At 36.8% G+C, this 14,707-nt stretch carries 9 protein-coding genes; 5 read left to right on the top strand and 4 right to left on the bottom strand.

From position 1 onward, the window contains the following. The first annotated feature begins 7 nt into the window (after positions 1-7). The 3 genes from B3D94_RS01135 to tatC are packed head-to-tail and all read left to right on the top strand — an operon-like array spanning position 8 to position 2,809. Positions 8-1,720, top strand: a complete 1,713-nt coding sequence (locus B3D94_RS01135) for a GMC family oxidoreductase (protein WP_036220295.1) — start codon at positions 8-10, stop codon at positions 1,718-1,720. A 28-nt stretch (positions 1,721-1,748) separates the two neighbouring features. After that, a complete protein-coding gene (gene tatA, locus B3D94_RS01130; RefSeq protein ID WP_069479731.1) occupies positions 1,749-1,952 on the top strand; it encodes a twin-arginine translocase TatA/TatE family subunit in 204 nt (67 codons plus the stop codon). Positions 1,953-1,963: 11 nt separating this feature from the next. After that, positions 1,964-2,809: a twin-arginine translocase subunit TatC gene (tatC, locus tag B3D94_RS01125; RefSeq protein ID WP_069479730.1), complete on the top strand. Its 846-nt coding sequence runs from the start codon at positions 1,964-1,966 to the stop codon at positions 2,807-2,809. A gap of 14 nt (positions 2,810-2,823) precedes the next feature. On the opposite strand, the gene B3D94_RS01120 is transcribed toward tatC, so the two are convergent. Next, entirely contained in the window at positions 2,824-3,639 is an 816-nt protein-coding gene (locus B3D94_RS01120) for a metallophosphoesterase (RefSeq protein WP_069479729.1), read from the bottom strand. Positions 3,640-3,917: 278 nt separating this feature from the next. Between B3D94_RS01120 and B3D94_RS01115 the strand changes: the two genes are divergently transcribed. Together B3D94_RS01115 and B3D94_RS01110 are read left to right on the top strand one after the other, a co-directional pair. Next, positions 3,918-6,941: an ATP-binding protein gene (locus tag B3D94_RS01115; protein WP_291753746.1), complete on the top strand. Its 3,024-nt coding sequence runs from the start codon at positions 3,918-3,920 to the stop codon at positions 6,939-6,941. A 4-nt stretch (positions 6,942-6,945) separates the two neighbouring features. Further along, positions 6,946-7,650, top strand: a complete 705-nt coding sequence (locus tag B3D94_RS01110) for a response regulator transcription factor (RefSeq protein ID WP_291753744.1) — start codon at positions 6,946-6,948, stop codon at positions 7,648-7,650. 46 nt (positions 7,651-7,696) lie between these two features. Here B3D94_RS01110 and B3D94_RS01105 read toward each other — a convergent pair whose 3' ends face one another. The 3 genes from B3D94_RS01105 to B3D94_RS01095 form a co-directional block, all read right to left on the bottom strand. Beyond that, entirely contained in the window at positions 7,697-10,168 is a 2,472-nt protein-coding gene (locus tag B3D94_RS01105; protein ID WP_291753742.1) for an S-layer homology domain-containing protein, read from the bottom strand. Positions 10,169-10,192: 24 nt separating this feature from the next. Next, the gene (locus B3D94_RS01100) at positions 10,193-11,902 is read right to left on the bottom strand and encodes an RTX toxin (protein WP_069479725.1); all 1,710 of its coding nucleotides are present in this window, start codon (positions 11,900-11,902) and stop codon (positions 10,193-10,195) included. A 315-nt stretch (positions 11,903-12,217) separates the two neighbouring features. Next, the coding region (locus B3D94_RS01095) for an InlB B-repeat-containing protein (RefSeq protein ID WP_291753738.1) at positions 12,218-14,707 on the bottom strand (2,490 nt) is incomplete at its 5' end.

Genomic DNA, 14,707 nt, shown 5'->3' with positions numbered 1-14,707 from the left:
GAAAAACATGGCCAAAACATTACCAAGTGTAGACGTTGTAACAGTTGGTGTAGGCTGGACAGGTGGTATCGTTGCTGCTGAATGTGCGAAAGCCGGTTTAAAGGTAGTTGGCTTAGAGCGAGGGCAAAAGCGTGGTACTGAAGATTATTTAAACGTTCATGATGAATACCGTTATGCCATTCGTTATGATTTAATGCAAAATCTATCCAAAGAAACAGTTACTTTTCGCAATGATCGTAATATGAAGGCGTTACCGATGCGCCAGCTAGGTTCCTTCTTACTCGGAGAGGGGCTAGGAGGATCAGGAACACATTGGAACGGAATGACGTATCGTTTTTTACCCTATGATTTCCAAATAAAAACGCTAACAGATAAACGGTATGGTCCAAACAAGCTTGGGCCAGATTATCTCATTCAGGATTGGGGATTAACATATGATCAACTTGAGCCTTATATGGACAAGTTTGAAAAAACAGCTGGTATTTCTGGAGATGATAAAAATACATTTAGCGGAAAACGTTCAAACCCTTATCCAACCGGACCTATGAAGAAAACTCCGATGCTTATGCAATTTGAAAAGGCGGCACAGGACTTAAAGCTAACACCTTATATGGTGCCATCAGCCAACGTCTCTGAGGTTTATAAAAACCCAGATGGTGAAACCATTAATGCTTGCCAATATTGTGGTTTCTGCGAACGTTTTGGTTGTGAATATGGTGCAAAATCTTCTGCAGAAATTACAGTTGTCCCTACTGCATTAAAAACAGGTAATTTTGATTTACGCTACAATTCCAATGTTGTTGAAATTTTAAAACAAGGCAATAAGGTTACTGGTGTAAGGTATATCGATACCGTATCAGGAGAAGAATTTATTCAGCCTGCCAACGCTGTCGTTTTAACTAGTTACGTCTTTAACAATGCTAAGCTTTTAATGGTCTCTGACATAGGTGAAAGATATGATCCTACTACTGGTAAAGGGACACTTGGACGAAATTATTGCTATCAAATCTTACCTGGGGCTGCTGGTTTCTTTGACGAACAATACAATACATTTATGGGAGCAGGCTCTTTAGGCATGTGTGTAGACGACTATAATGGCGACAATTTTGATCATAGTGAATTAGATTTTATTCATGGTGGAAACATCGCTCTTACACAAACAGGGACCCGACCAATTGGGTCAAATCCAACCCCTCCCGATACACCTACATGGGGACCAGAATTTAAAAAGCAATCTATTCATTACTATACACGTTCATTCGGGATTGGTGCGCAAGGAGCATCCATGCCACATAAGCAAAACTATTTAACATTAGATCCAACCTACAAGGACGCATATGGGCTTCCTTTAATGCAACTAACGTATAACTTTACGGATCAGGATCGTGCGCTTCATAAATTTATTTCTGCGCGTGCAGCAGATCTTATGAAGCAAATGGGCGCAAAAACAATCGTCCCAAATGCTGAAATTACCGATTATAATATCGTGCCTTACCAAACAACACATAACACAGGCGGGACTGTTATGAGTTTAACGCCAGAGCAAGGTGTCGTGAATAATTACTTGCAGCACTGGGATGTTGATAATCTCTTTGCTGTAAGCGCTGGAAACTTTGCACATAATAGCGGCTACAATCCAACCGGAACGTTGGGAGCACTAGCCTACCGTTGTGCAGAAGGTGTCATAAAATATAGTCAATCGGGTGGTTCTTTAGTATAAAAAAATCATTCTAAAGGAGGCAAGACTTATGGGAGGTCTAGGAGCAATTGGTGTACCTGGATTAATTATTATTTTAGTTATTGTATTAATTGTATTTGGCCCAAAAAAATTACCAGAAATCGGTGGAGCAGTTGGTAAAACGTTTGCAGAATTTAAAAAGTCCACTAAGGGACTTATAGACGATGATGAAGATTCCGTGAAAAAGGTCGAAAAAAAATCTGATGCTTCGTAGGAGGGTTTCCTATGGATCCTTATGAGGATGGAAAAAGAAAGTTTTTAAGCCCTCTTGATAAACCACAAGCTGAGCCTCCGTTACCTATGGAGGCTTTAGTTGAAATACAAGCGGTAAAAATGGAAGAGCAGCATATAGCAGATGAGCCTCTTATACCAGTTAACTCGTTATTGGAACATCTTTCAGAACTACGTAAACAAATAATAAAAGGGCTAACGGTTTTTATCTTATTTTTTATTGTTGTTTTTTCTACTATTAATATTTGGTTTCCCTTTGTAACTCGTGGTCATTCTCTCATTATTTTAGGGCCGCTTGAGGTCGTTAAATTTTATATGACCATTTCAACTACCTTATCATTTGGTCTTGCCATGCCTTTTCTTGTTCATTTTCTGTGGAGTTTTGTAAAACCAGGGCTAAAGGAAGCGGAAAGTCGATTTTTAGGACTCTATGCCCCCGTTATGCTGGCACTGTTCATATTGGGAATTGCTTTTGGCTATTTTGTTGTAAACCCACTAAGCTATTCGTTTTTAGTCGGCATAGGTGCTACTAATTTTAATGTCATGGTATCCGCTAGTGAATATATGCATTTTTTAATTATGACTACAGTACCGCTTGGTCTATTATTCGAATTACCCATCGTTGCCCTGTTTTTATCAGCTATTGGGGTACTGACTGCTGAATCCATGAAAAAAATACGAGGCTGGTCATATATCGGAATGGGTGTAAGCTCCGCTGTCATAACACCGCCTGATTTTATTAGTCAACTCCTCGTATTAATACCTATGATTATTTTGTATGAAATAAGTATCTATCTTGTCAAACGCACAGAACGAAAACAAATTGAAAGCACTGCGTAAATTTTACGCAGTGCTTATTTTTTCTTTAAATCCATCACAATAATTTCTGGAAGATTAAAAATGCGGTATGGTACCGAGCTATTGCCTAGACCACGACTAACCACCATCTTAGTTGTTCCTTCATCATAGACACCCGCCGTATATTTTGGAAATAGCCCCTGTCCAGGTGCAACAAGTCCTCCAAGACCTGGAATACGAACTTGCCCACCATGTGCATGCCCAGAAAATACTAAGTCTATGCCATCATTTACATACGTATTAAACACTTCAGGTCGATGCGCCAGTAACATCTTAAACATATCATCTGGTAAATAAGCTGTAGCCAACTCCAACATTTCTTCTGTTGATCTACCCATTAACGGATCCTCAATTCCAACAATCGCCAAGCGCTCCCCGTTGCGCTCTAACACGGTCGATTCATTGGCCATTATATGTACCCCTAACGATGATAGCGCCTCATAAATTTCACTTACCTTATTCGTCGCCACTTCATGGTTTCCTAGCACATAATAAACATCCGTTATTTCAACTAGTCCCTTGACTGCCTGTAGACTTTGTTTTAAATCATAGCGATTGCTATCAATCACATCACCTGTGATAAAAATATAGTCAGGATTTGTCTCCTTAACTTTAGCAATCAGTTTTTGCTGATTGTTACCAAAGAGGGCATCATGTAAATCCGATACTTGTACAATGCGTAGCCCATCATAGCTGGCAGGCACCTTTTCTGATTCGAATACATGCTTACTCACGACTAGCCAGTGATTGTTTACGTACAAAAAAATGACTATAAAAACAACGAAAAAAACACCATATAATAATTTTTTCAATCGCAATCGCTCACTTTGCGGCTACTTTTTTTCAGAAAAAAATTCTGACTTCCCTATTATAAGCAAAAAACAAATTGATTGTAAGTATATGCACTTTAATTACATAAAATGCACAAAATTCAACTATACCCCTCCCCCCTTTATAGGAAATCATGCGCATTTTACCTATTCGTAGTCAGCTTTCACATGATATAATATGGGTATAATTTCATAATTATGTTCATTCAAAAATTTTAAATATCTGCACCTTACAATTTGACAAGAATGAGAGAACAAAGATGAGAAAGTTATTACTTATTTTTATTGTTATTAGTATTGTAGTGATTGGGTTAACAACTCAATTACTTAATAATGAAAGCCCAAATGCGCCTAAAGCAGTTGCAGGTGTAATCGATCTTAGGCAGTATGACTTGCACGAAAACACTGTAAGTTTGGATGGAGAATGGGATTTCGTTCCCGATAAATTATTGAACTATTCAGAATTCAAAACCTATCATTCTTATTTAGTAAATGTCCCATCACTATGGTCTAGGTACAAGCTTGATGATCAAAATTTCACTTCACTTGGTAGCGGTACCTATCGTTTAAAAGTTCTCATCAATCATACCGATGCTATATTGGGCATAAAAACAGGTAATATTCGTATGTCGAATGCCATTTACATAAATGAAAAACGTATTGGACAAAGTGGAGAACCAGCCGAGGATTCAACATATGTACAACAAAATGTACCATATGTTGCTTATTTTTCGCCTGACAAGGATGAACTTGAAATCATCATTCATGTCGCTAACTTTGATTATGCATCAGGCGGAGGAATTATTGGTTCCGTTTTCATCGGGGATCAACAGAGTATTGGTAAATTAAGAGAAAGCTCACTTTTCTACGATTTAATCACTATTGCTGCCTTTTTTACAATGTTTATTTATTTTGCTGGTTCCTATTTATATGCCAAGCTTGAAATTGAGCAGCTCTATTTTTCTTTATTCTGCTTTATGGTTGGTTTATACAGTATATCTCATGGAGAAAAAGTAATAATGGAATTACTCCCTATCACCTATGAATCCCTGATACGAGTCCAAATCATTTCAAGTATCGGTTCAGGTATCTTCATGCTGCTGTATTTTTACCATGCCCTTCAGCAAATTGCCTATAAAAAATTTGTGAAAGTACTTTGTATGATTGGCATTGTATTATCAGCTACGGTGATGCTCCCCATATCCATTAGCTCATACTTACAAGCCGTCTATTCTATTTATATTTTAATCAATATCTTTTACTTGCTTTATATTCAAACGATCGCAATCTTTAAACGTTTAGTAGGGGCTATTTATTTATGGATAAGTACTATGGCGATTCTTATCTATATGGTTGTAGCAACTTTAAATCTTAATATTAATTTAGAAATTTACTCTCTACCTCCTTTGCTTCCTTTTATTTGTTTAACGATGCTCTCTCTTTATATTTCTCATCGTTTTACAGATTCTTACTTGGAAAAAGGACGATTAACAAATGCTTTACTCCGAGTGGATAAATTAAAAGATGAATTTCTCGCAAAAACGTCACATGAGTTTCGCACTCCGTTACACGGTGTAATTGCCATTTCTCAGTCCATGTTAGAGCCTCCTGAGAGCTCAACACTAACGATGGAACAAAAGGAAAAAATATCACTTATATTTAATATTACAGAGAAGTTATCACATCTTGTTAATGACATAGTAGATTTTTCAAAGCTAAAAGAGGGAGAGCTAAAGTTACGTCTGACTAACGTAGACCTTTATTCTGTCACCCATGTTATCGTTGAAATATTGTCATACATCGGCAATAAGGACGTAAAGATTTACAATTACATTGAACGAGGAAAATTTATTGTTGCGGACGAGGATAGACTGCGACAAATTCTTTATAACATTATCGAAAATGCTGTTAAATATACTAGGCATGGAAAAGTGGAGATATCCTGCTACGAAGAGCAGGGGTTCCTTGCTATTGAAGTAAGTGACACTGGTCGAGGCATTGCTCCAGAGCATTTAGAATCAATCTTTGAGCCATTCAGACAGTTAGAGGATGCCAGTAAAGGGGCCGGACTTGGTCTTAATGTTACAAAAGAGCTTGTCAATCTGCATGGTGGAGAAATCACCGTCCAGTCAGTAGTTGAACAAGGAACAACTTTCTGCGTCAAATTACCAGTGGAGCCAATTAAGAAAGATCAACAAGAAAAGCAACAGCAGAATAAAATTATATTAACAAAAGACTATTTACCAATAAAGTTCCCCTATTTTAAGGAAAGAACATTGGGTAAGAAAATATTGATTGCTGATGATGATCATATTAACCTCAAAGTACTAATCGATATTCTGGCAAAGGATAACTACACAATCATTGCTGTTGATGATAGTCGGCAAGTATTTGAACAATTAACATTGCATCCAGATATAGACTTATTGATTTTAGATATTATGATGCCCAACCTTTCTGGATATGAGGTTTGCCAACAAATTCGAAAAAACTATTCTTCTGCTGAATTACCAATTCTAATGCTTACAGCGGCCATTAGACCAGAGGATTTACTAGCAGCATTCCAATCTGGAGCAAATGATTTTCTTCATAAACCATTAGATACTGCCGAATTGAAAACAAGAGTGCGAAATCTTACTTTATTAAAGGAATCAGCGGAAACTGCCATCAAAATGGAAACTGCTTTTTTGCAAGCACAAATAAAACCACATTTTATTTATAACGTTTTAAATTCTATTTTATCGCTAAGCTATTTAGACTTGGATAAGGCCCGTATTATGATAACTGATTTTGCTACGTTCTTAAGAAGCAGCCTTGCTTTTGAGAATACAAATAGCCTTATTTCTCTTGAACAGGAGCTTCTGCTAATTCAAGCTTATGTCAATATTCACCAGACAAGATACCCTGATCAACTTGAATGGGAAATTCAGATGGAGGAGCCTTTACATATACTGATTCCCCCTCTGCTACTTCAACCTTTAGTAGAAAACGCTCTTTTTCACGGTTTAAAAAACAAGCAAGCAAATGGAAAAGTAATAATGACTATTAAGAAAGATCAACAAATGATTGATATTCAAATAGAGGATAACGGTAATGGAATGACACAAGATCTAGTTGAAAAAGTTTTATCGGAGGAGCCATCCGTTCACCAGAGCGTCGGAATCCGCAATATTACTAAACGTCTAAGAAAATATGAAAGTGCCACTTTCCATATCGAAAGTATTGTAAATAAAGGAACGATTGTAAAACTAAGATTCCCACTATTTTTGGATGAAAAGAGGTGAAAGAATGTTAAAAGCAATCATTGTGGACGATGAAATATTAGCAATCAATTTATTAGAGGCTATGTTAAAGGACAATGGGGCTATTGATATTATTGGAAAATTTCTCAATCCTTTAGAAGCTATAGCAAACATTCCTACGCTCAAACCAGATATTCTTTTTCTAGATATTGAAATGGCTGAGATGAGTGGTATTGATTTCGCTAGTAAAATAGAAAATTTAACACCTATACTGGACATCGTTTTTGTGACTGCCTACGAGCATTATGCGATTGAGGCGTTTTCTGTTCAGGCTATTGACTATATTTTAAAGCCTATTGAAAAAGCCCGTTTAATGAAAACAATTGAGAGGATCTCTTTTCGGAGGGGGGAAGTTCAGCAACTAACAGACGGAAGTATACGAAATGAAGATGTTCAAGTCATCGAAGATTTTCACTTTCACCTACATTCAGGAAAGATGTACATCGATGGAGTCGCTTTAACCTTATCAACTAAAGAGTTTCATATTCTATACTTTTTAGCACAGCGACCAGGGCAAATTTTTCATCCATCTGACCTGTATAAGCTCATTTGGGCAGAAGATAGTTTAGGACAAACACAGGCATTAAAAGTGCATATTAGTAATTTACGAAAAAAGTTGGAGTCTATCTCTGGACACCAAGCTAAAATTGTAACGGTCAGAGGATCTGGTTATCAATTCCTATTTGCATAAAGACAAAAAAGCACGACGATTAGTTATTGAATCGTCGTGCTTCGTTTTATTTTTTTGCCGCTTCTTGAATCTCATAAAATGCCCAATGCACGCTTGGGACATCTTTAAATATTGGCTGTTGATGTTCTATTGTTACTTGACGCTCAAACAAGCGATTAAGGACTTTTACTGATTGCGCACGTGTTAAATAACCCTCAGGATTAAATGTCAGTGCCGTCGTACCGATCATAATGCCACAATCATTGACAGTATGAATCGCTTTATGAGCCCAATGATTGACGCTCACATCTTTAAATTCTGCACTTAGTGAGGTCGGTTGACAAAAATCTACATTTGGACGAACTGCACATTGCTTTTCTATCCAGCGGGCAGCCACTGTTGCCATTTGTGCACGGGTAATCAAGCCATTTGGATTAAAGTTGGTTGCCGTAATCCCTTCAAACAGACCCTTTTCCTTCGCAAATTCTATCGCATCTTTAGCATCATGTTGTATTGTATCTGTATAGGTTGCCTTTGTTTGCGGAATTGCATTACCTGTTAATTGACGAGCAAACATAATAGCCATTTGTGCTCGTGTAACAGGGGCATTCGGACGGAAAGTACCATCTACATAGCCCTGGATATACGCCGTATGTGTAATGTCAGTCGTAGGCTCCTCCACATCTTCATTCTTTGGCAAATAGAGAATGGAGAAGGTAGAGAATTTTTGAACCTCAAATTGTAAACCTAACATATCGTTTTGATAATCAATAACTTTCCCACGTAATAATTCTTTTGAACCATCGCTATGCTCGATATAGATAGCTAGATTATTAAGCTGTTCTTCGGATAAATCTTTAGGCAGAGGTAAGGTTAATGTGACTGGGCGATTCTGCATATTAGTCTCGATTTTCATCGCCCCCCCTAATACCTTACTAAATGAACTACCCGTTATCTCTTGATCCATGAATTCACCATTCACACGCTCTTCGATTTTTAATCGGTCGTTCTCCTCACCTAAAGGGATTAGTCGGAAATATAAATTGTCATTAAATGTTGCCAAGGAATATTTAGATACATCGATTTTCACATGATAAGCTGAGATATTTAAATTCAATTGATTGTTTTTCAACAGGGTAATAATACTATTAGGCATTGATATATCAATTTGTTTTACTCTATCGTGCGAATCGGGAATAACGATACGCGCTTGATCTGATCCTTCCTCTTTTAGTTTAGTAATAGCTTCCAACATATTCTTTTCGGTTAAAATTACTTCATCTCTCATTGATCCATCTGCATCTTTTAATCGTTTAATAGCCGTTTTAGAAACCGTTTCCCCACTACTAGATTCTATATTTATAGTAATAATTTCTGGAGAAGGAGTTTCTGGAGATCCAGAGGCAGTTGTATCTTTACTATTACTAGGAGCATTTTCTCTAGTAACTAAAATTGTATATTCCCTTTGGCTACCACCTTCAGCAGTTACAAAAATCTTTATCGTATTCACACCTGTTAAAAGCTTTATTGCTTCGGTAGTTGCCTTACCATTTATTGTTACTCTAGCTTTTTCATCCTCAGCCATAGGTCTTATATATATACTACCTACTGTACTTGGAACATGGGCTATATAAGATAATGTATTCTTGTTAAATGGGATATTTAAGGTACCAGATGAAATCGTTAACTCCTTTAAAAATGCATTTTGACTAGGAGAAAATGCTTTAACAAGAATAGAGAAAACTTTAGTTTCCACATATTCACCTATGGAAATTTTAGCAGTCAATGTAACCATTTGATTTCCTTTGTCTGCAGATGGGCGTATAACATTTCCATTATCTTTCACTACTTGGGGTTTGTCAGATACCCAAGTAATTGTCGCACCATTTTCTCCAACAATCGGTAGAACAAGATTTTTTGTTACATTTTCTGAAGTATCATCTTGAGCATATACAATAGTAAGTCCATCTTTATCAAGCTGTACTTTTTGTTTTAAAATACTATTAACTTTACTATCCAACACAGCTTGTAAAGTTTCTATTGCATCATAACCTTGCTTAGGACGTGCCATCATAATTTGCTGACAGACTTTATCTTGATCATCAATCGTAAGGAGATTAAAATGACTATAATTTAAATGTTCATCATCCATAAAAATGGTCCAAAGTGTCAGTTCGTCTGTCGCATTGTTAACATTTATAAGGTAGGAACGATCATTGACAGCATTTAAATATACTTGTCGCAATGTACTTGTAGATTGATACCCTGTCTGTGGACGTTCGACTAGTAATTTATTAGCCAAATAATTTTGATCAGCTAATTTAAAATTTTGATATAATTCATTTCCTTTAGCAGAGTAATGTAATACATGCCAATCCGTAGTCATGGCCAATTTCATTTCTTCGTTATTAGTTGCATCATTAAATGAATAATAATCACTTTTTGCTGCTACTGGAGATATAGGCATCATATAAATTATTAAAATAGTTAGCAGCATTAAATTTATTACTTTTCTTTTAGAGTATCGAATAACAATCACCCTCTCTTTATTTAGAATCAAATTTTAATAATGACCGATTGTAGAATAGTCATCTTTAGGCAATAATAACCACTCCGAATGATTAAAATTTGAAGTACCCGATTGTAGCCTTTTATCTCTTATAAAGCCACCGCCACTTTGCAATATAGATATGTTCGAATCCCGAGTTCCTAACATATCTATGACATTTCCATTACTGTCTTTTAATGTAATGGATACTGTTATTCTAGTTGCATCTCTAAAAACAAATTCATCATTGAAATATGGTGAAACAGTAATATCAAAAAAATCATAAAAATAAGAATGGATTACTACAAAATTAGTGTTTGGGTGTATTAAAGGTATATTTAATGTTTGGACCGTATGTTGTTTAAATATTAAATTATACTGCTGTATTTCTACTTTATAATTTGATAGAGGAACCATTGTTGCATTATAAATTTCTAGGACATCATTATATTCTCCATTTTGCACAAAGTCTGATATAAAAAGTCCTGGTGCATCTACACTGACATTAAAGCTTGTAGATACTTGCCCTCCTTTTCCATCATCTGCTGTGATAGTTATAACGCTTGTCCCCAATGAATGTTGAGTAATTTTAAGAGACGTACCATTCAGACTAGCTGTTGCTACTCCACTATTACTTGAGCTTACAGTTAATGTTAATGGGTCGTTATCATCATCTGAAAATATACCATCCACTAAGACATTCCAACTATCCCCTCCCATTGTTGCTCTCTGATTACTAATGGTCTTAGCAACTTTAGGGGGATGATTTACAGTAGGAGTTGATACAGTAACTAAAAAGGTTGTAGATACTTGCCCTCCTTTTCCATCATCTGCTTGGACTGTAATTGTACTTACACCAGCAGCAATCGGTAGAACAGTAATGGTTTGTGCATTTATTTGAACTGTAGCAATGGATTCATCACTGGAAGTAACGTTTACTGTGAGAACATCATTGTCTGCATCAAAAAAAATACCAGTGCCATCTATAATGATTTCATCATTCACAATACCTAATTGGTTACTTATAGGTTGTTCAACCACAGGAGGTTGGTTTGGTGGGCTCGTTACGGTAACAGCAAATGTTGTCGTTTCGCTACCTCCGTTACCATCATCCGCTTGTACTGAAATGATACTCTGACCTAATCCTACTAGTGCGATACTTATCATTTGAGAATTCAGTTGCACTATAGCAACTGATTCATCAGTGGAACTAACTGATAAAGTTAAAGGATCATTATCTACATCAGTAAATACGTGACTTGCATCAATCAGCATTGGCGGATCACCAACATGCCCAGTTTGATCATTTATCAATTGCGTTACTACTGGCATATTATTCGACTTAGGTAAAACTTCTACTTCAAAACTACTGCTTGCTCTTCCTAACTTTCTATCATCAGCACTAACCTTTATTTTTGTCTTTCCAGGTGATAGTGCCTCAATTGTTAATAAATTTGAACTTACCTCGGTTGTGACAATGCCTACAGTTTCAGTAATAGCTTTAAGTATTAAAGGATCATTATCAGCATCATAAAATAACTTACTTAAATCAATGACAATTTTCTCTTGACCAAGTGTCATGGATTGCTTTGGAATTATTTCAGAAGCTACAACTACAGGTGGACGATTAACAGATACTGCATAGGCTAATTTTTCTTGAAAACAAAAACTAGAGATTAAAGTTAGTAAAATGGCTATCATAAGACATTTTCTTTTTCGATACAAAGTGACCCCTCCTCTTTTCAAAATTATGTAAATACAACAATCGGCAAATAACCTCTCCTTTATCATGACTTTCAACTCATTTTTTATTATATATCAGTACTAAAAACCTAACTACGGAATATCATAATAACAAAAGTTAATTTTTCTTAACCTTTATTTGATATATCAAATACAATTACATAATCTTGCTGTCGTTAACTAAGCAATAAAACAGAAAACCCAAACTATTACAAAACTAAAATGATAGTTTTGTAATATTGTTTGGGTTTTACTTAGCTAAAGTGCTTACAACTTCTAGCCATTTTATCTAACTTGTTATTTACTATGGATATGCTTGACGGCCGCTTCCTGAATCTCGTTAAATGCCCAATGATCGCTTGGGACATCTTTAAATATTGGCTGTTGAAGTTCTGTCACTGCTTGACGCTCAAACAAGCGATTAAGTACCTTCACTGCTTGTGCACGTGTTAAATAAACCTCGGGGTCAAATGCGTCTGCCATTGTACCGGTCATAATCCCTCTTGCATTAACAGTATTAATGGCTTGAACAGCCCAATGATTATTACTAACATCTTTGAAAACTCTACCTTGTGAAGTCGGTTTACAAAAACCTGCGTTTGGATTGTTTGCGCAATGCTTTTCTATCCAACGAGCCGCTACTGAAGCCATTTGGGCACGTGTAATGAAGCCATTTGGATGAAAGCTTGTCTCCGTAACACCGTTAAATAAACCTGTATTTTTCACAAATTCAATTGCATCTTTGGCATCATGCTGAACAGTATCTGTAAATGTTGCCTTCGACGTAGGGATTGTATTACCAGTTAGTTGTCTAGCAAACATACTTGCCATTTGGGCGCGAGTTACAGAAGCATTCGGTCTGAATGTACCATCTGAATTGCCTTGAATATAAGGTATATGTGTCACATGGTTAGTTGTCGGTTCCTCCACTTTTCCCTTCTCTGGCAAATAGAGAATCGAGAAGGTAGAAAATTTCTGAACTTCAAATTGCAAACCTTGCATATCTTTTTGATAATCTACGACTTTCCCACGCAATAACTCTTTTGTGCCATCGCTATGCTCGATAAAAATAGCTAAATTATCAAGTTGTTCTTGAGTGATAGTTTTTGGTAATGGTAGTGTTAAAGTCACAGGACGATTTTGCATATTCGTTTCGATTGTCATTGGACGACCAATTAAATGCACTTTTTCACTTTGTATTGAATTCTTAATTATATCTTCTTCTAATATTCTTTCTTCCACTCGATGTTGCTGTTCTGATGACTTAATAGGAACCAAACGGAAGTATAAATCATCGTTAAAATTCGATAAATCAGGGATCGAAATCACCACATTTGCAGTAGCCATTTCTAACTTTATGTTTCCAGAACTTAATTGTACTAATGAAGATTTGGGAATCTCAATGACAACTTCACTAACTTTATCAGTTGTATCAGGAATAATAATACGAGCAAAATCATTACCCAATTGTTTCGCTTTTTCTATAGTTTCCTTAGCGATATCCTCTGACATCGAAACATGATCCTTTATAACTCCATCTGGCATCGTTGTACGAGTAATCGGAGTTTTAGATAAATTTACACCGTCTTCTCCTTCGACCTCTACAACAATACGTTCCGTGTTTGTTGTAGGAGTAAAGCTATCACTGTTACTACTATTATTGCTGGTAGGTGGTGATACATTACTGACCCACTTGGCATAAATAGTAATGTTTCTTGTAATAGAACTACTTTCGAAGTCAAATAGTTTTTCTAGTGTATTGCTTGAGTACCAACCTCCAAATGTGTAGCCTGCTTTCGTTGGCACTGACGTCGGTTTATTTGCTTTTCCTCCATGAGCTACAGATTGATTGGATACTGCACTTCCTCCGTCCGTATTAAAACTCACGGTATACATCTGTGCATTCCACTTGGCGTAAATTGTCGTAGCCTCTGTGATGACACTAGTGAAATCATAGACCTGTGTAAGGCCAGCGTCTTTATACCAGCCTCCAAATGTATAGCCTGCTTTTGTCGGTGCTGGGGTTGGTTCACTTGCCTTTCCTCCATGAGCTACAGATTGATTGGATACTGTACTTCCTCCGTCTGTATTAAAACTTACGGTATAATTCAGTGGTTTCCACTTGGCGTAAATTGTCGTAGCCTCTGTGATGACACTAGTGAAATCATAGACCTGTGCATGGCCAGCGTCTTTATACCAGCCTCCAAATGTATAGCCCGCTTTCGTCGGCTCTACCTCTGGTATTGTTACCTTTCCACCGTGTGGTACTGATTGGTTGGATACTGCGCTTCCTCCGTCTGTATTAAAACTTACGGTATAATTCAGTGGTTTCCACTTCGCATAAATTGTCGTGTTTTCTGTGATGACACTAGTAAAATCATAGGTCTCTGTATAACTAGCGTCTTTATACCAGCCTCCAAATGTGTAGCCTGCTTTTGTCGGTGCTGGGGTTGGTTCACTTGCCTTTTCTCCATGGGCTAAGGATTGATCTGGTACTAGATTTCCTCCGTCCACTTCAAAACTAACAGTATAATTCAGTGGTTCCCACTTCGCATAAATTGTTGTAGCCTCAGTGATAACACTATTAAAGTCATAAATCTCTGTATTACCAGCATCTTTATACCAGCCTCCAAATGTATAGCCCGCTTTCGTCGGCTGTACCTCTGGTATTATTGCCTTTCCACCGTGCAGTACTGATTGGTTAGATACCGCACTTCCTCCATCTGTATTAAAACTCACGGTATACGTCTGTGCATTCCACTTGGCATAAATTGTCGTGTTTTCTGT

Source organism: Lysinibacillus sp. UBA5990 (genome assembly GCF_002429815.1).
GTDB lineage: Bacteria > Bacillota > Bacilli > Bacillales_A > Planococcaceae > Lysinibacillus > Lysinibacillus fusiformis.
This window is presented reverse-complemented; position numbering and strand designations above follow the sequence as displayed.

What these genes read in the sequence shown, in the direction of transcription:
- tatC (WP_069479730.1), top strand. Translation starts at nt 1,964, where the DNA reads ATGGATCCTTATGAGGATGGAAAAAGAAAGTTTTTAAGCCCTCTTGAT.
- B3D94_RS01135 (WP_036220295.1), top strand. Translation starts at nt 8, where the DNA reads ATGGCCAAAACATTACCAAGTGTAGACGTTGTAACAGTTGGTGTAGGC.
- tatA (WP_069479731.1), top strand. Translation starts at nt 1,749, where the DNA reads ATGGGAGGTCTAGGAGCAATTGGTGTACCTGGATTAATTATTATTTTA.
- B3D94_RS01115 (WP_291753746.1), top strand. Translation starts at nt 3,918, where the DNA reads ATGAGAAAGTTATTACTTATTTTTATTGTTATTAGTATTGTAGTGATT.
- B3D94_RS01110 (WP_291753744.1), top strand. Translation starts at nt 6,946, where the DNA reads ATGTTAAAAGCAATCATTGTGGACGATGAAATATTAGCAATCAATTTA.